Here is a 17,272-nt window from a genome sequence, read left to right on the forward strand (position 1 = left end):
GTTTAGGAACGGGATGCCACCGGGGCGTCGGCGTTCGGATTGGTCTGTGAGGCCGCCGGGCGCCTGCGTGGCGCGCAGCATCCCGGGACGCAGGGCTCGCCGTTGACGGTGGAACCCCGCACCGGCAGGGTACCCAGCCGCTCGATGACCCGCTTCATCTCCATCTCGTCGATGAGGTCGACGACCATCGTGGCGAATTCATCGGAGGGACCGACGGTGGCAACGCGTTCGATGACCATCCCGCGCCTGGTGGCCTCGTCCATGAGCTCGGAATCGAGGTCCCAGATCACCTCCATGTGGTCGGAGATGAAGCCCACCGGACAGACCACGAGGGCCTTCTGGCCGTTGTTCTCATTGAGTTCGACGGCATGATCAACGATATCCGGCTCCAGCCACGGCACATGCGGGCTGCCCGAACGGGACTGCCAGACCACATCGAAGTCATCGATGCCGGCCTCCCTGGCGATCAGCGCGGAGGACTCCTCCACCTGGCGGGAGTAGATGGATCCGTCGATGGGGTTGCCGTCCGCATCCTTCGAGTTCAGGGGGATCGAATGGGCGGTGAACACCAGGCGGGCCTCATCGCGCAGATCCTCCGGGAGCTTGTCGAAGGACTCCCGCACATACTGGGCCATGGTGCGCACAAACCGTGGGTGATCATAGAACTGACGCAGCTTGGTGAAGGTGACCTCCGGCGCCCCGATCTCCTCCAGGTGGGCGCGCATCCCCTGGATATCCTCGTGGTACTGTCGGCATCCTGAGTACCCACCCCAGGCGGAGGTGGCGAAGACGAGGGCATTCCGGATCCCGTCGGCAGCCATCTGCTCGGCCGCCTCATTGTCGAATGGCTTCCAGTTCCGGTTACCGAAATAGACGGGAATATCGTACCCACGCGCCGCGAGCTCGGCCTTGACGTTGGCGATGATCTCCTTATTGAGCCTGTTGAGGGGACTCACTCCACCGAAGTGGTAGTAGTGGGCACCCACCTCATCCAGTCTCTCGGGGGGAATGCCCCTGCCCCGGGTGACATTCTCCAGAAATGGACGAACCTCCTCGGGTCCCTCGGGGCCACCGAAGGAGAGAACGAGGAGGGCATCATAGGAGTCCGACTTGGTGTCCGGTGTGCGTGCGTTCATAGAACGTACAATACCAACTAAAGGTTGATGGTGCACAAAAAGGAATAAATATAGCCAGATTGATAGGTTGAGCTTAAATCAGGCGGACGGCGTACTCAGTCATCCCGGACCAACGAACCGGGGAGACCTGCACCGTGGAGCCGGAACTCGGAGCCTCGATCATCTGTCCATCACCCAGGTAGATCGCAACATGCTGCGAGGCACCGGGGCCGTAGAAGATCAGATCACCACGCTGCATCTCGGAGGGGCTGACCTTGGTCCCACGCTGGTACTGGTAACCGGTGTAATGGGGCAACGCGATACCCACACCGGCGAACGCGTAGAGCACCAGACCGGAGCAGTCGAAGCCCACCTTGTTGTAGTCACCATAGGAATCCGCGACACCGCCATCACGGATGCCCAGGGTCGGACCGTTGGCATTGCCACCACCCCAGGCATACGGAGTACCGACCTGCCCCATGGCGCGGGCGATGACCGTCTCGATCTGCGCAGCGCGGTCACCTGTCACCAGCTCAGAGGCAGACTCCGTGACATCAGAGAGATCGACGGAACCAGCATCAGAGGTGACCGGAGTCTCCGGGACAGTAAGGGACCCGGAGGATTCGGAGGAACCCGACCCCTGGCCATCCAGCTCCACATAGTCATCCTCGGTCCACAGGTCATCCTCAACGACCGGCGCCTCCGCGGGAGCGACAGGCCCCTGGATTGCGGCGATGGTAGCGGCCTCGGCATCCTCACCGGATGGATAGGGATTGTCGGTGGTGACATGCTCAGCCTGGCTGGCGGCAATGAGAGCAGCCGCCGCCACAGACGCCGCGGTGAGGGCCTGATCACGTAGCTGCTGGGCCTGGGCCTCATCGGCGGCCGCGGCCTCCGCCGCTGCCTGAGCCTCCTCCGCTGCACGACGGGCATCCTCCGCCTGGCGCTGGGCATCCGCCTGCTCCTGGGACTGCTGGGCAGCCTGCGGCTCCACCGGTGCGACCGCGTCGGCAGACTCAGGGGCGGGTTCTGCGACGGCCTGGGCCTGTTCAGCCTCCACCGCAGCCTGCGCCTCGGCGGCCTCCCGTGCGACAGCCTGCGCGGCAGCCTGCTCGGCGGCTTCCGCGACCGCTGCAGCCTCGGCGGCGGCAGCAGCAGCTTCGTCGGCGCGGCGCTTCTCCTCCGCCCTGGCGGCAGCATCCGCCTCGGCGCGCTGACGCTCCTCCTCCGCACGCTGGAACTCCTCGAATTCCGCGCGTTGCCCCTGGAGGGTGTCCACATTGGCGCGGGCAATGGCCAGATTGCGTTCGGCCTCCTCCCGCTGTGCCACCAGGTTAACGCGGTTGGTGTTGAGGACAGCCAGCTGCTCGGAGGTCTCATCGATGGCTGCGCGGGTCTGGAGTTCCTTCTCCGCGGCCTCGGCCTCACGCTGTTCGGCGATGATGCGCGCCTCACGCAGGGCCGATTCCTTATTGGCGTTTTCGGTGCGGAGGCGGTCGAGCTCCTCGACGGCCTCGCGTTGCTTCTGCGCGGTGGTGCGCAGGTAGGTCTGGCGATCCAGGGCGTCCTCGGTGACCCCGTTACCGGAGACACCTGCAATACCGCGGGAACCACCGTTCTGCCGGTAGGCCGCCCGGGAGATCTCATCGAGCCGCTCCTGGGCCGCTTCGATCCGGACCTGGGAATCCTCCAGTTCAGCCTTGGCTGCAGCAGCGTTCTGCCGCGCGCGTTCCGCCTCCGCCTGAGCATCATGGAGATCGACCAGCGCCTTGTTCACCGCTTCGCGCAGTTCACCCATCTCCAACTCGAGGCGGTTGATCTCGGCATCCGCCTGCGACAGGGATCCGGCCAGTCGGGACACCTCCCCACTACCCGACTCCACATCCTCCCGGGCACCGGCGATAGCCGCATCATCCGGATTCACCGGCTGGGCAACCGCGGGGGTCAACCCGACCATCAGGCTTCCGCTGATGGTCACCGCAAGCAGGGCGCGGCTGATGGAACCGATGCGAAAAGAATGACTACGGGAGGCCTGGGCAACCCGCTGGCGCGGCAGACGTGATGCGTTACTAACCACGTGATCTCCTGTTCGTTCCGGATCGCCCCCGAATCCAGTTTCCCAACTGGACAAAGGTCCAGCGGGGGGGATCCGGTCGCCATCCGACAGCAATGAGGGAGCTCACGGATAAAACGGTGGACATCCGGGCAGAATCTACGCATACAGTTGCACTGCTGATGACCACGTCCCGGCAAGCTTCCCCGTTTGCCCGAAAATTTCATCTATCAACAGCGCAATAAGCTGCCATTCAAGGCTATGTACTTGAATATCTTTGCGAATCATTTGCCTCAGAGGTACAGGTTCAACCCATGAGCCGATATCTGCACATTAGGCCACGTTGGTAACATTCGAGACATCTTTCACAACGGTAACGCAACGGACGCGAAGATTATGCAAAAAGTTGCACGCCCCCACCTGCACAAACGATTTATCGTTTCGCTATTGTGATGTTACTCACGTTTTCCCGAATTGCGATTTTCGCCGCCGGGGGCCGGTCGGCCACATCCCGATCGGCGAGCTGCCCCTAGTCAAGTTTTCAAACTTGATCGATTAGTTAACGTGCGTTTCCATCGGCTGACGTCGCGCGAAGATCAGGGCAATGACAATCACAATCGCCAGCCCCACACCGCCCACAAGCGCCATCTGCGCCCAGTCAATAGACGCAAGAGGCGAGGTCGTTACATCACGAACAAGTAACGAAGCCCCCTCGACATAATCCGGGGTTCCGAGCATCTCCTGCTGGGCAGCCTCGAGGGAGGCCCGGGTATGGATGTCGCTGACCACAGCCCCCGACCCCGGTGACCGCACGGCAACGGTATCGAAGGAGGTGGTATTCACCAATTCCTGGGCAATGTCCCGTAGATCCGCGGTGACCGCGGGAGTGTTGTCCAAAACGACATATCCCAGGGTGCCGAACTCCCCGTCCGCCGCATCCTCGGCAATCCTGCTGAGCTCCTCCTCCATCGCAGGATACTGCTCCCTCATCGCCGTACCCATCGCAACCGCATCATCCTCAAGGTCTCGGGCCAGGGCGTTGATGTCAATGTTGTCTGGGATCATGGGATGATGTCAGCCTTCTGCGGGTCGAGGATGTGGGTAGGCAGTGCAGTTGCAGTGGTTGCAGATGTAAATAAGGAGCGTCAAATGGCAACCCTACCGACATACGGGGGTACCATGGGGGCAAGAAAAATGTCTGGTGGCGCTATGCCCCACCTTCCGCACGTTCTGCATATCCGCTGCCTATCAGCATAAACAACGCTAGCAGGCGGGGAGGCAGGGCGGGAAATGACGGCCAGTAGCCCCCAACGTACCCAGCAGAACGATCGTACTGTTACGATAATGGGGACGTAGGGTTCCTGTCCGCGACCGTGGCATAGGGCCTGAAGTTTTCCTCACGCCGGCTCAAGCGATGCGAAGGCCGACGAGAATCTCACACTGGAAAAGTTAGAATTGGAGCTCACTGTGACTGAAAGCAAGAACTCCTTCAATGCTAAGAGCACCCTGCAGGTCGGCGAGAAGTCCTATGACTACTACGCCCTCTCCGCAGTGCCTGGCATGGAGAAGCTGCCCTACTCCCTGAAGGTTCTCGGCGAGAACCTCCTGCGCACCGAGGACGGCGCAAACATCACCGAGGAGCACATCGAGGCCATCGCCAACTGGGATGCATCTGCTGATCCAAGCATTGAGATCCAGTTCACCCCGGCCCGCGTGCTGATGCAGGACTTCACCGGCGTCCCCTGTGTTGTCGACCTGGCAACCATGCGTGAGGCCGTCAAGACCCTCGGTGGCGACCCGGATAAGGTCAACCCACTGAACCCAGCTGAGATGGTCATTGACCACTCCGTCATCGTCGAGGCCTTCGGTCGCCCGGACGCCCTCGAGAAGAATGTTGAGATCGAGTACGAGCGCAACGAGGAGCGTTACCAGTTCCTGCGTTGGGGCTCCGAGGCATTCTCCAACTTCCGCGTTGTTCCTCCAGGAACCGGTATCGTCCACCAGGTCAACATCGAGTACCTGGCCCGCGTTGTCTTCGACAACGATGGCCTGGCATACCCGGATACCTGCATCGGCACCGACTCCCACACCACCATGGAAAACGGCCTCGGCATCCTGGGCTGGGGCGTCGGCGGCATCGAGGCTGAGGCTGCCATGCTCGGCCAGCCTGTCTCCATGCTGATCCCGCGCGTCGTCGGCTTCAAGCTCACCGGTGAGATCCCGGTCGGCGTCACCGCCACCGATGTCGTTCTGACCATCACCGAGATGCTCCGCGACCACGGTGTTGTCCAGAAGTTCGTCGAGTTCTACGGCAACGGCGTCAAGTCCGTCCCGCTGGCGAACCGCGCCACCATCGGCAACATGTCCCCAGAGTTCGGCTCCACCTGTGCGATGTTCCCCATCGACGAGGAGACCATCAAGTACCTGCGTCTTACCGGCCGTCCGGAAGAGCAGATCGCCCTGGTCGAGGCCTACGCCAAGGCCCAGGGCATGTGGCTCGAGCAGGACGCACCCGAAGCCGAGTACTCCGAGTACCTCGAGCTCGACCTGTCCACCGTTGTTCCTTCCATCGCTGGCCCGAAGCGCCCACAGGACCGCATCCTGCTGTCCGAGGCGAAGGAGCAGTTCCGTGAGGACCTGAAGGCCTACACCAACGACCCGGTCCAGGTTGACCAGTCCATCCCGGCCAAGCGCATGGCCAACGAGGGTGGATTCCAGCCGGGTTCCACTTCCGACCTGGACAACTACAACGCATCCTGGCCAGGCGAGGGCGAGTCCGCCGCCGCCAACGCTGAGGGTCGTCCGTCCAACCCGGTCACCGTTGTCTCCCCACAGGGTGGCGAGTACACCATCGACCACGGCATGGTGGCCATCGCCTCCATCACCTCCTGCACCAACACCTCCAACCCCTCCGTCATGATCGGCGCCGGCCTGATCGCCCGTAAGGCGGCGGAGAAGGGCCTGAAGTCCAAGCCATGGGTCAAGACCATCTGTGCTCCGGGTTCCCAGGTTGTTGACGGTTACTACCAGCGTGCAGACCTCTGGAAGGACCTTGAGGCCCTCGGCTTCTACCTCTCCGGTTTCGGTTGCACCACCTGCATCGGTAACTCCGGCCCGCTGCCGGAGGAGATCTCCGAGGCCATCAACGAGCATGACCTGGCTGCCACCGCAGTCCTGTCCGGTAACCGTAACTTCGAGGGTCGTATCTCCCCCGATGTGAAGATGAACTACCTGGCATCCCCGATCATGGTCATCGCCTACGCCATCGCCGGCACCATGGACTTCGACTTCGAGAACGAAGCCCTGGGGCAGGACCAGGACGGCAATGATGTCTTCCTGAAGGACATCTGGCCTTCCACCGAGGAGATCGAGGAGACCATCCAGGCCGCCATCTCCCGTGAGCTCTACGAGGCTGACTACGCTGACGTCTTCAAGGGCGACAAGCAGTGGCAGGAACTCGACATCCCCTCCGGCAAGACCTTCGAGTGGGACGAGAACTCCACCTACATCCGCAAGGCTCCGTACTTCGATGGCATGACCGCTGAGCCACAGCCGGTCACCGACATCGAGAACGCCCGCGTTCTGGCCAAGCTCGGCGATTCGGTCACCACCGACCACATCTCCCCTGCTTCCTCCATCAAGCCAGGCACCCCGGCCGCACAGTACCTCGATGCCCACGGTGTGGAGCGTCAGGACTACAACTCCCTGGGTTCCAGGCGTGGTAACCACGAGGTCATGATGCGCGGCACCTTCGCCAACATCCGCCTCCAGAACCAGCTGGTTGACATCGCAGGTGGCTACACCCGCGACTTCACCCAAGAGGGTGGCCCACAGGCATTCATCTACGATGCCTGCGTCAACTACAAGGAAGCCGGCATCCCGCTGGTCGTCCTCGCCGGTAAGGAATACGGCACCGGTTCCTCCCGTGACTGGGCTGCAAAGGGCACCAACCTGCTCGGTGTGCGCGCAGTCATCACCGAGTCCTTCGAGCGCATCCACCGTTCGAACCTCATCGGTATGGGCGTTGTCCCGCTGCAGTTCCCGGAGGGCGAGTCCCACGAGTCCCTGGGCCTCGACGGCACCGAGACCTTCGACATCACCGGTCTGACCGCTCTCAACGAGGGCACCACCCCGAAGACCGTCAAGGTCACCGCCACCAAGGAAAACGGCGAGAAGGTCGAATTCGACGCTGTCGTCCGCATCGATACCCCCGGTGAGGCTGACTACTTCCGCCACGGTGGCATCCTGCAGTACGTGCTGCGCCAGATGGCTGCTTCCTAAGCCGAAGCGGTCACCGACCATCCATGACATCCAGCGGTGTCACGGATGGTGATGGGGCCCCACCGCCTGAGCGCTGGTCATCGTGCACAACGATGAGCAGCCAACTCCTGGTGGGGCCCCATTGTTGTACCTGTATCTTCACCCCCACACCCCTGACCATGCGTCCCACTTCGGAGGCATGCACCTTCCCCTAAGGAGTCCCACGTGTCCGTAGCGACAGGCGATAAGCCGGTAAACAGTCGCCAGGAGATCCTGGAGGGCGCCCGTCGGTGCTTTGCGGAACACGGCTACGAAGGCGCCACCGTACGACGACTGGAGGAGGCCACCGGGAAATCCCGCGGGGCCATCTTCCACCACTTCGGTGACAAGGAGAAGCTTTTCCTCGCCCTGGCCCGGGAGGATGCCGCCCGCATGGCCGAGACCGTGTCGGAGAATGGTCTGGTCGAGGTCATGCGGGGAATGTTGGAGGATCCGGAACGGTATGACTGGCTGTCGATCCGACTGGAGATCTCCAAACAGCTGCGCACCGATCCGGAGTTCCGCGCCAAGTGGACCGATCACCAGAGTGTTCTCGACGAGGCCGTGCGGGTACGTCTGGCACGCAACGCCGACAAGGGTCGTATGCGTACCGACGTCCCCATCGAGGTCCTCCACCTCTATCTGGAGACGGTGATGGACGGGTTCATCTCCAGGCTGGCCACGGGCGCCTCCACCGAGGGGCTCTCCGAGGTCCTCGACCTGGTGGAGACCTCGGTCCGTCGCCCGGACTGATCCGGTCCCCCGCTTCACCTGCTGACCCCGGTGCCCGGAATCATCTCCGGGCACCGGGGTTATGCCATTCCACCGTGCGGATTCTGCCAAAGGACAGACCACCATCTAGACTAAGCGGTATGGTTTCAGTTCTTCTTGTACAACCCCGCCAGGGCGAGGCCGTCGTCGCAGCCGAACGTCGTGATTTCCTGCAGTCCACTGGACTCAAGCCTGATGAACTGACCTCCCGAATGCTGGATTCGGTGGATACGATCGTCGGGAGCCTCGAGGGTTTCGATGGTGTCATCGTCGGCGGAAGTCCGCTGAATGTGACCAACTTCGAATACGACGCGTGGCAGCATCACGTCCACCGCCAACTCGCAGCACTCGCCCGGCAGCCCCTGCCCACCATGTTTGTCTGTTATGGAAATACCTTCCTCGCCCACCTGGATGGCGGGGAGGTCGGGCGGACCCATCCAGAGCAGTCCGGCCCCACCTCGGTGCACCTCACCGAGGAGGGACAGCGTGACATTCTCACCCATGATCTACCGGACACGTTCATGTCCTTCACAGGCCATACGGAAAATGTGGTGACCGCCGCCCCCGGTCACCGGGTACTGGCCACCGGTCCCACCTGCCCCGTGCAGATGGTCCGGGCGAATGCCACAACCTGGGCCGTGCAGTTCCACGCCGACATGGATGCCCTGGCCATGAAGAACCGCATGGACTTCTATGCCAATTACGGTTACTTCTCCCCCGAGGACTATGACCAGATCATCGCCGGCCTGCCGAGCGTGGATGCGGTCTACGCCAACCGGGTGTTGCGCAATTTCATTGAGGTCTGTGAGGGCACGCGCCCGGCGGACGGTGCCGAACACCAACCGTCCGGCGGTCACCGCCTAAGCTCCCCCGGGTCTAGATGAGTAAGTCCTATTAGGACTCTCGCGCGCAGGTCTGTTCAACGAGGGCGGAGAGTGCTTGAGTTTTTGGTGTGAACAACAAACTAAACACTCTCCTGACCACACTCTACGTCACCCTGGTCGACCGTGTCCTGCCCGATCTGGACTACGACCGGACTCACCGCCCAGGGCGCCGACCAGCCCTCGATGACGCCGAACTGCTGTGCCTGGCCGTCGCCCAACACCTGCTGCACGGATCCTCCTCAGAATCCCGATGGGTGCGCTACGCCCGGGCACACCTGACCGGAATGTTCCCGGCGATGCCCCAACAATCGGGCTACAACAAGCGCATCCGGGCCGCCGGCCCGTTGATCAGCGCGGTGATCACCGCCCTGGCCAAAGACACCGCCTCCTGGCACGAGATCCTGCGACTACTCGACTCCACCCCGGTACCCTGCGGCACCTCAAGAGAGACAGTCAAACGCTCTGACCTGGTCGGGCATGCCGGCTACGGCTACTGCGCCTCGCATTCGAGGTTCTTCTGGGGTTTTCGCCTGTATCTGGTCTGCACCCCGGACGGGATGCCGGTGATCTGGGGGCTGGCCAACCCGAAGATCGGCGAGCGGGAAACCACCCAGGTCCTGCTTGATCATGACTGTCATCTGGTGCACGACGGGCAGGTCATCCTGGCGGACAAGGGCTTCGCCGGGAAAGAGTTCGAGGCGTTTGTCACCGACGAGCTTGGCGCCCACCTCGTCCGTCCCGACCGCAAGGATGAAAAGCCCCGGTTCGGGGCCCTCGGTGGTATCCGCCAGTGGGTCGAGTCCGTCTTCGACACGCTTAAAGGCCAACTCGGCCTCGAGCAGCACGGCGGGCGCACCGTCGAAGGCGTCTACGCCCGAGTCGCCGCGAAACTTTTGGCCCTGGCCGCCGGGATCTGGCACAACTGGCTCATCGACGCCCCCAACAAACGCTCCCTGATCGCCTACGACCACTAAAAATCAATAGGACTTAATCATCTAGATCTCCGAGACCTTGTCCCCGCCGTCGACAAAGGCCAGTACGCGGTTCTCCGGGAAGGCGTCACGCGCAGCGAATTCCGCGATGACCTCCGCGACCAGATGACGTGAGGTGCTGCGCTCCCCGGCGACCTCGGGATCATCATCGATGACGGAGATGCCGTTGACCTCATCGAGGGTCAGTGCCGCGGGTGCCAGGATGAGGTAATCCAGGCCGGAGGCGGCCAGGTGCTCATCGGCTGCCTTCTTCGATGCCGCGTAGGGGTAGAAGGAGTGAGATGGATCCACGGTGTGCTTCGTAGCCCCGATGTAGCTGACCATGATGTAGCGGGGAGCATCCTCCCCGAGGGAGGCGGCGCCGTCGATGGAGGCGATGGCAGCGTCGCGGTCGATCGCGTAGGTCGCATCGGGCCCGTTCTTCCCACCGTTGCCGGCGCTCCAGACCACGGTGTCCACATCGCGCATGAGCTCCGCCCAGTCCTCGACGGACAGGTCGGTCACATCGCGCAGCAGCGGTGTCGCACCGAGTTCCTCGATTTCGGCGGTGTGGTCCGGATTGCGGAACAGGGAGGTGACGGTGAGGTTGGCGTCGATAAGCTTCGGCGTGGCCAGGAGGGCTACCTTGCCGTGGCCACCGATCAATAGAATCTTATGTGAATGTGTCATGGCCCCACCCTAGCTATTTTCGTCCGGCCAGCCAGTAGGCCAGCGGGCCAGCACCCACCACCAGGCTCACACATGCCCATACCCACCTGGGTCCGCGCACCGTGCCCGCGGGCCGCCGCACCAGGGAAAACCAGGTGGCGATCCGGGCCGCCGACTCTCCGGCGAGCAGCGCCATGAGGGGGAAACGGAGCTCGGTGGGGAGATCCAACCAGTCAGCCCGGATGGATCGTGCAAGGTCCTTCGAACGTGTCAACAATCCCACCCTCATCTCACTCATGCCCCTCATGATATCGCCGGACGGTGGTGTCCGGGCCTAGTTGTACGATGAAAAGATGTTCGCAATCATGACTGTCACCGGACAGGACCACACCGGCATCATCGCAGCTGTATCGACCGCGCTCGCGGAACTGGATGTCAACATCCACAACGTCTCCCAGACCATCATGGACAAATGGTTCACCATGATCCTCCACGTCGGTTTCGATGACGCGGCACTGACCATCGCCGACATCCAGGAGCGCATGACATCGGTGGAGAAGGAACAGGGCCTGGTCATCAGGATCCAGTCCGAGGCCTTGTTCTCCGCCGTCAACGACATCTGACATCCATCGCACACCGCCCTAGAACCCACCCGCACATCCACACCCAGGAAGTCGATCCGAGCCACACACCATGGACACCACCGCGTTCCCGCCCGACCACTCCCATCTCACCCAGGCACCCTCCGCCTTCAACCACAGCGGCCTGAGTGACCGCTCCACCCGGGGCATCCTCGACACCATCGAGATGATCGAGAAGTACCGCCTGGACATCCGCACCGTGACCATGGGGATCAGCCTGCTGTCGTGTGCCCGCAGCACCATGGAGGAGACCTGCCGGGCGGTGTATGACCGGGTGACCACCCAGGCCGCCCGCCTGGTGGAGGTCTGTGAGGGCATCGAACGCGAACTCGGTATCCCGATTGTGAACAAGCGCATCTCGGTCACCCCGGTCGCCCTGATCACCGCCGGTTGTTCAGGTAACCCCGCCGACGTGGCCCATGCGCTGGACCGCGCCGCGAAGGAGGTCGGGGTGAACTTCATCGGCGGTTATTCCGCCCTGGTGGAAAAGGGTGGGACCACCGCCGACATCAACCTCATCCGTTCGATTCCGGAGGCGCTCAGCCAGACGGACGTGGTGTGTGGGTCCGTGAATGTCGCCTCCTCCCGTGCCGGCATCAACATGAATGCGGTCAATGAGATGGGCAAGGTGGTCAAACAGGCCGCCACACTCACCGCTGACCAATCCGCCATCGCCTGCGCCAAGCTGGTGGTGTTTGCCAACTCCGTCGGCGACAATCCGTTCATGGCCGGCGCCTTCCACGGCATTGAGGAGCCGGACTGCGTGGTCAGCGTCGGTGTGTCTGGTCCCGGCGTGGTCAGCCGGGCGCTGGAACACCTCGAGGGTGCCTCATTGGATCAGGTCGCCGAGGAGATCAAGAAGGCCGCCTTCAAGATCACCCGCACCGGGCAGCTGGTGGGCTCGTTGGCATCGGAACGGCTCGGGGTGCCCTTCGGCATCGTTGATCTGTCCCTCGCACCGACCGCCGAGGTGGGTGATTCCGTGGCCAACATCCTGGAGACAATGGGACTGGCCCAGGTGGGTACCCACGGCACCACAGCGGCTCTCGCCCTGCTCAACGATGCGGTGAAGAAGGGCGGCATGATGGCGTGTTCGCGTGTGGGTGGGTTGTCCGGTTCCTTCATCCCCGTCTCCGAGGACAAGGGCATGATCGATGCGGTGCGCGCCGGCACCATCTCCATTGACAAGCTTGAGGCCATGACTGCGATCTGTTCCGTCGGTCTGGACATGATCGCGATCCCCGGGGATACCCCCGCGGAGATCATCTCCGGCATGATCGCGGATGAGGCCGCCATCGGTGTGATGAACCACAAGACCACCGCCGTGCGGGTCATCCCCGTGCCCGGTACCGTCCCCGGTGATGAGGTCGATTTCGGCGGTCTGCTCGGTTACGCCCCGGTCATTCCCGTCAATACCGTCTCCAACCACGCCTTCGTCCACCGGGGTGGTTTCATCCCGGCGCCGGTCCACGGGTTCCGCAACTAGAACGACGCTTGTCGACGCGCACCACCCCACTCATCACGCCCGGCACTGTGTGGATGCGGACGTAGACTGGTGGTGTCAGATCCCCGACCTCCAGGAGATATGCACCATGTCACAGCCGCCCGAGGTTCGAACCCCCACAGATGACAGGCCGCCACTGACCGCACCCCATGCACTCGGCGCGGATGAGGTCCTGGAGCATCTGGAGGTGGATACCCGGGGGCTGAGCTCGGAACACGCAGCGCAGCTACTCGACCATTACGGCCCGAATGAACTGCGCCAGGCCGAACCGGAAACGGTTCTGCAACGGCTGTTCCGGCAGATCAATGACCCGATGATCTATGTCCTCATCGGCGCAGCCCTGCTGACCGCACTGTTGGGCCATTGGACGGACACCATCGTCATCGCCGCGGTGGTGGTGGTCAACATGATGGTCGGGTTCATCCAGGAGGGTAAGGCAGCCGATGCCCTGGCCTCGATCAGGGAGATGCTCTCGCCGGAATCCACCGTCTTACGCGATGAGCACTGGACCACGATCGACGCCACCACCCTGGTTCCCGGTGACATCATCCGGTTCTCCGCCGGGGATCGTATTCCAGCGGATGTGAGGATCATATCCGCCACCAATCTGCAGGTGGAGGAGGCGGCGCTCACCGGCGAATCGAATCCAGTGGTCAAATCACCGGAACCGGTGGAGGAGGAGGCCGGTATCGGTGACCGCACCTCCATGGGTTTCTCCTCCACCACCGCCCTGACCGGAACAGGCACCGGTGTGGTCACCGCCACCGGCAATGACACCGAGATCGGCCGCATCACCACCATGCTGGACCAGGTGGACAGTGTGGATACCCCACTGACGCGGACCATGTCGAGGTTCTCCGCGACGCTGGCCGTCGTCTGCGTGGTCCTGGCTGTCATCATGCTGGTGGTGTCCTGGCTGGTCCACGGCACCCCCTTTGAGCAGCTCATCATGTCCGCCATCGGTTTCGCGGTGGCCGCGATCCCGGAGGGTCTGCCGGCTGTCATCGCCATCACGCTCGCCCTGGGTGTGCAGTCCATGGCGGGCCGTAATGCCATCACCCGTCAGCTGAACTCGGTGGAAACCCTCGGCTCGGTCACCACCATCTGCTCCGACAAGACCGGAACCCTGACCCGCAATGAGATGACCGTGCGCGCCCTGGTCACCGCCCGCGGTTCCTATGAGGTCACCGGCGATGGTTATGAACCGGTGGGAACCATCTCAGACCGCGACACCGGTGAGGAGGTGCACCCGGGGGATGCAGCTGATATTCACGCCCTGGCGCAGGTGGCAGCCAATGTCTGCGATGCGCAGATCCGCGAGGTGGACGGCGCCTGGCAGCTGGTGGGTGAACCCACCGACGGTGGTATCCGGGCCTTCGCCATGAAAACCGGTGTGGAACCTGCGCCGAGGCTCGCCGAGGTCCCCTTCGATTCCTCCTACAAGTACATGGCCACCCTCCACGAGGGCGACGGCGAGCAGATCATGCTGGTCAAGGGCGCCCCCGACCGTCTGTTGGACCGCAGCACACGCCAGGGGGAAGGGGCACCGCTCGACCGGGCGTTCTGGGAGGCGCGCATCGAGGAGCTGGGTTCCCGTGGTCTGCGAGTGCTCGCCGCAGCCCGGCGCGCCCTGCCGGTGCTTGTCGACGATTTCTCCCCCGACACGGTGGACCAGGGTGAGCTCACCTTCCTCGGTGTCTACGGCATCATGGATCCACCCCGGACCGAGGTGATCGGTGCCATCGACACGGTGCAGAAGGCGGGTGTCCGGGTGCGGATGATCACCGGGGATCATGCCTCCACCGCCAGCGCTATCGCCCGGGAGGTGGGAATCCAGGGTAAGCGGGTGCTCACCGGCCGGGAGATCACCGAGGCCACGGATGAACAACTGCGCGAGCTGGTCCGCGACACAGGGGTGTTTGTCCGAACCAGCCCCGAACACAAGCTCCGCATCGTCCGGGCACTGCAGGCCAACGGCGAGGTCGTCTCCATGACCGGTGACGGTGTCAATGATGCCCCCTCCCTGAAACAGGCGGATGTGGGTGTGGCCATGGGTATCAAGGGCACGGAGGCCACCAAGGACGCGGCGGATATCGTGTTGGCGGACGACAACTTCGCCACGATCGCACGTGCCATGGAGATGGGCCGGACGATCTATGACAACCTGCGCAAGGCCATCGTGTTCATGCTGCCGACCAACGGTGCGCAGGGGCTGGTGATCTTCGTGTCCATGCTGTTCGGTCTGCAGCTGCCGATCACTCCCCTGCAGGTGCTCTGGATCAACCTGATCACCTCCATCACCTTATCGCTGGCGTTGTCGTTTGAGCCTGCGGAGCCCGACATCATGAAGCGTCAACCCCGCGATCCTAAGGCCAATATCCTCGACCGCGAGGCTTTCATCCGCATCATCTATGTGTCTCTCCTGCTGGGTGCCATGACGTTCGGGGCGTTCTCGCTGGCTCTCGACAACGGTGCCACCCTCGAACAGGCCCGGACGATCGCAGTGAATAGTCTCGCGGTGGGGCAGATCTTCTACCTGTTTGTCACCCGCTTCTCCCGGGTGCATGCCTTCAGAAGAGCGCTGTTCACGGGCAACCAGGTCTCCTGGTTGTGTGTTGGCATCATGCTCGTGCTCCAGCTGGGCTTCGTCTACCTGCCCTTCATGAATGCCGCCTTCGGCACCGCCCCCGTGTCACTGGATTCCTGGCTGGTGCCCGTCGCCGCCGGTGTGGCCATCTTCGTGGTGGTGGAGGTGGAGAAATTCGTGCGGAGGAGGACGGCCTAGGTTTCAGGTCGGTTTCATGCCCTGAAGGTACCGACGCGTGATGTAGAGCTGCACCAGCCGTGCGACGGGCGCGCCGACCCTCGCCCAGATCCAGGCATGGCGGGAAAACGCCACGCACCGTCCCGTGACGGTGCCATCAGGCGAGAGGGACACCTGGAAGGCCTCTTCCCCACTTTCCACATGGCCCGGTAGTGTTCCGTAGATCAGGAGTGAACGGTCAGCGTCGGTTCTCTGCTTGAGAATGAGGCATCTCGACCGGGTGGGACCGATGGTGAGTTCCACCGTGTCTGAGCCGAGGTCCCGGACGCGCACCCCGGCGGACCGGTGGGCCTGCCAGGTGAACAACCGATGGGTGGCCTGGTCGAAACATTCCCGGCCCTGGCCGAGCACCATGCTGGAGTCGGTGATGGTCCATCCGCCCAGCCCGAGATCCGCGGGCGTCTCCCCCTCCAGCAGACGCTCCGCATGCCCGTGGAACTGTTGCGGATAGGTCAGCTCTGAATAATCCATCCGGGTGCTCTTTCCTTCTGTTTGCCTGAACATTTATGACATAACACGACCCCGTGCAGTGTGACACTGACGGGGTCTGGCTGATGATGTCCTCTGCCGGTTAGTTACCGCGGAGTGTGTCCTTGGCGTTCTCGACGGTGTTCTTGGCGTTGCCCTTGAACTGGTCGGTCTTGCCCTCAGCCTCAAGCTTCTCGTTGTCGGTGGCCTTGCCGGTGGCTTCCTTGACCTTGCCGGAGGCCTTTTCAGCGGTGTTCCTAATCTTGTCGCCGAGTCCCATGATGTGTTCCTCTCGCTTGATTGATTGAACTTGCCTACACCATCGTACCGAATTTCGGGTGGCGGAGTTCACATACCCATCGGGGTGGAACGGTATGCGGGGCGAAGAAAACAGACCTCATGCCAGCTGATCGAGGATTTTCTCCCTCGCATCTTTACCTGCACCGATGAGGCCCGCTACGCTGGAAATCCACCGAGGAAAGGTGCGTTGACATGCGGAAACTGGTCTATGGAATGAATGTGTCACTGGACGGTTATTTCACCGCGCCCTGCGATGACATCACCTGGAGCGAACCGAGCGAGGAACTATTCCAATGGTGGTGGGACGAGGACAAGGCATTCGAACTGGCTTTATATGGACGCAGACTCTGGGAGACTATGAGTTCCTATTGGCCCACAGGGGACCAACAGCCCGGTGCCCTGCCCATGGAGGTCGAGTTCGCGCGTAACTGGCGGGACACCCCGAAGGTGGTGTTCTCCTCCACGCTGGAGACGGTGGCATGGAATGCCCGCCTGGTGGAGGGCGATGCAGTCACGGAAGATCACCCGCCTCAAGGCCGAGGGTGACGGACGGATGAGTATCGGGGGCGCCACCCTTGCCGGTGCAGCGATGCAGGCAGGATTGATTGATGAGTACGTCCTGGTCACCCACCCCGTCCTGGTCGGTGGTGGCACACCATTTTTCACAACCCTGGACAGCCGGACGCATCTCGATCTGATTGAAACGAGACTGTTTCCAGGTGGCGTGACCCTGGCCCGCTACGAGGCACGGCGCTGAACCCGATGCTCAGGTC

The 17,272-nt window shown here is 62.6% G+C and carries 14 protein-coding genes and 1 pseudogene; 8 read left to right on the forward strand and 7 right to left on the reverse strand.

The window, feature by feature from the left end:
• Positions 1 to 2: 2 nt before the first annotated feature.
• The 3 genes from CE_RS08270 to CE_RS08280 form a co-directional block, all read right to left on the reverse strand.
• The gene (locus CE_RS08270; protein WP_006767659.1) at positions 3 to 1,136 is read right to left on the reverse strand and encodes a ferrochelatase; all 1,134 of its coding nucleotides are present in this window, start codon (positions 1,134 to 1,136) and stop codon (positions 3 to 5) included.
• A gap of 73 nt (positions 1,137 to 1,209) precedes the next feature.
• The gene (locus CE_RS08275) at positions 1,210 to 3,171 is read right to left on the reverse strand and encodes a DIP1281 family NlpC/P60 protein (RefSeq protein ID WP_407921253.1); all 1,962 of its coding nucleotides are present in this window, start codon (positions 3,169 to 3,171) and stop codon (positions 1,210 to 1,212) included.
• A gap of 552 nt (positions 3,172 to 3,723) precedes the next feature.
• On the reverse strand, positions 3,724 to 4,233 hold the full coding sequence (locus CE_RS08280; protein ID WP_006767662.1) for a DUF6676 family protein: 510 nt from the start codon (positions 4,231 to 4,233) through the stop codon (positions 3,724 to 3,726).
• A gap of 402 nt (positions 4,234 to 4,635) precedes the next feature.
• Between CE_RS08280 and can the strand changes: the two genes are divergently transcribed.
• From can to CE_RS08300, 4 genes are all read left to right on the forward strand, one after another.
• Positions 4,636 to 7,449, forward strand: a complete 2,814-nt coding sequence (gene can, locus CE_RS08285; RefSeq protein WP_173362571.1) for an aconitate hydratase — start codon at positions 4,636 to 4,638, stop codon at positions 7,447 to 7,449.
• A 204-nt stretch (positions 7,450 to 7,653) separates the two neighbouring features.
• Positions 7,654 to 8,220: a TetR/AcrR family transcriptional regulator gene (locus tag CE_RS08290; RefSeq protein WP_006767665.1), complete on the forward strand. Its 567-nt coding sequence runs from the start codon at positions 7,654 to 7,656 to the stop codon at positions 8,218 to 8,220.
• Positions 8,221 to 8,339: 119 nt separating this feature from the next.
• Complete coding sequence (locus tag CE_RS08295) at positions 8,340 to 9,122, forward strand: glutamine amidotransferase (RefSeq protein WP_049783615.1); 783 nt, start codon at positions 8,340 to 8,342, stop codon at positions 9,120 to 9,122.
• Between the two features lie 68 nt (positions 9,123 to 9,190).
• Positions 9,191 to 10,096, forward strand: a complete 906-nt coding sequence (locus CE_RS08300) for an IS982-like element ISCef3 family transposase (protein ID WP_011074985.1) — start codon at positions 9,191 to 9,193, stop codon at positions 10,094 to 10,096.
• 21 nt (positions 10,097 to 10,117) lie between these two features.
• On the opposite strand, the gene CE_RS08305 is transcribed toward CE_RS08300, so the two are convergent.
• Both CE_RS08305 and CE_RS08310 read right to left on the reverse strand, forming a co-directional pair.
• Positions 10,118 to 10,783: an NAD(P)H-binding protein gene (locus tag CE_RS08305; protein ID WP_011075557.1), complete on the reverse strand. Its 666-nt coding sequence runs from the start codon at positions 10,781 to 10,783 to the stop codon at positions 10,118 to 10,120.
• A 13-nt stretch (positions 10,784 to 10,796) separates the two neighbouring features.
• Positions 10,797 to 11,060, reverse strand: a complete 264-nt coding sequence (locus tag CE_RS08310) for a hypothetical protein (RefSeq protein WP_231295010.1) — start codon at positions 11,058 to 11,060, stop codon at positions 10,797 to 10,799.
• A 55-nt stretch (positions 11,061 to 11,115) separates the two neighbouring features.
• Here CE_RS08310 and CE_RS08315 point away from each other — a divergent pair, with 55 nt between their 5' ends.
• The 3 genes from CE_RS08315 to CE_RS08325 all read left to right on the forward strand — a co-directional run bounded on the left by CE_RS08315 (position 11,116) and on the right by CE_RS08325 (position 15,692).
• Positions 11,116 to 11,385 carry an ACT domain-containing protein gene (locus CE_RS08315; RefSeq protein WP_006767669.1) on the forward strand — a complete coding sequence of 90 codons (270 nt, stop codon included), beginning with the start codon at positions 11,116 to 11,118 and terminating at the stop codon, positions 11,383 to 11,385.
• Between the two features lie 184 nt (positions 11,386 to 11,569).
• Complete coding sequence (locus CE_RS08320) at positions 11,570 to 12,889, forward strand: PFL family protein (protein WP_407921254.1); 1,320 nt, start codon at positions 11,570 to 11,572, stop codon at positions 12,887 to 12,889.
• Between the two features lie 106 nt (positions 12,890 to 12,995).
• Positions 12,996 to 15,692, forward strand: a complete 2,697-nt coding sequence (locus CE_RS08325) for an HAD-IC family P-type ATPase (RefSeq protein ID WP_049783616.1) — start codon at positions 12,996 to 12,998, stop codon at positions 15,690 to 15,692.
• Positions 15,693 to 15,695: 3 nt separating this feature from the next.
• Here the strand turns inward: CE_RS08325 and CE_RS08330 are convergent, their stop codons facing one another.
• Together CE_RS08330 and CE_RS14930 are read right to left on the reverse strand one after the other, a co-directional pair.
• The gene (locus CE_RS08330) at positions 15,696 to 16,202 is read right to left on the reverse strand and encodes a DUF1990 domain-containing protein (protein WP_231295011.1); all 507 of its coding nucleotides are present in this window, start codon (positions 16,200 to 16,202) and stop codon (positions 15,696 to 15,698) included.
• A 100-nt stretch (positions 16,203 to 16,302) separates the two neighbouring features.
• Positions 16,303 to 16,479 carry a CsbD family protein gene (locus tag CE_RS14930; RefSeq protein ID WP_006767673.1) on the reverse strand — a complete coding sequence of 59 codons (177 nt, stop codon included), beginning with the start codon at positions 16,477 to 16,479 and terminating at the stop codon, positions 16,303 to 16,305.
• Positions 16,480 to 16,691: 212 nt separating this feature from the next.
• Here CE_RS14930 and CE_RS15645 point away from each other — a divergent pair.
• Positions 16,692 to 17,256: pseudogene (locus CE_RS15645) on the forward strand (dihydrofolate reductase family protein).
• Positions 17,257 to 17,272 lie beyond the last annotated feature (16 nt).

Source organism: Corynebacterium efficiens YS-314 (genome assembly GCF_000011305.1).
Taxonomy (GTDB): domain Bacteria; phylum Actinomycetota; class Actinomycetes; order Mycobacteriales; family Mycobacteriaceae; genus Corynebacterium; species Corynebacterium efficiens.

Bases quoted from the DNA above. Each gene is read 5' to 3' on its own strand.
- CE_RS08270 (WP_006767659.1), bottom strand. From the start codon at position 1,136: ATGAACGCACGCACACCGGACACCAAGTCGGACTCCTATGATGCCCTC.
- CE_RS08280 (WP_006767662.1), bottom strand. From the start codon at position 4,233: ATGATCCCAGACAACATTGACATCAACGCCCTGGCCCGAGACCTTGAG.
- CE_RS08295 (WP_049783615.1), top strand. From the start codon at position 8,340: ATGGTTTCAGTTCTTCTTGTACAACCCCGCCAGGGCGAGGCCGTCGTC.
- CE_RS08305 (WP_011075557.1), bottom strand. From the start codon at position 10,783: ATGACACATTCACATAAGATTCTATTGATCGGTGGCCACGGCAAGGTA.
- CE_RS08310 (WP_231295010.1), bottom strand. From the start codon at position 11,060: ATGAGTGAGATGAGGGTGGGATTGTTGACACGTTCGAAGGACCTTGCA.
- CE_RS08315 (WP_006767669.1), top strand. From the start codon at position 11,116: ATGTTCGCAATCATGACTGTCACCGGACAGGACCACACCGGCATCATC.
- CE_RS08320 (WP_407921254.1), top strand. From the start codon at position 11,570: ATGATCGAGAAGTACCGCCTGGACATCCGCACCGTGACCATGGGGATC.
- CE_RS08325 (WP_049783616.1), top strand. From the start codon at position 12,996: ATGTCACAGCCGCCCGAGGTTCGAACCCCCACAGATGACAGGCCGCCA.
- CE_RS08330 (WP_231295011.1), bottom strand. From the start codon at position 16,202: ATGGATTATTCAGAGCTGACCTATCCGCAACAGTTCCACGGGCATGCG.
- CE_RS14930 (WP_006767673.1), bottom strand. From the start codon at position 16,479: ATGGGACTCGGCGACAAGATTAGGAACACCGCTGAAAAGGCCTCCGGC.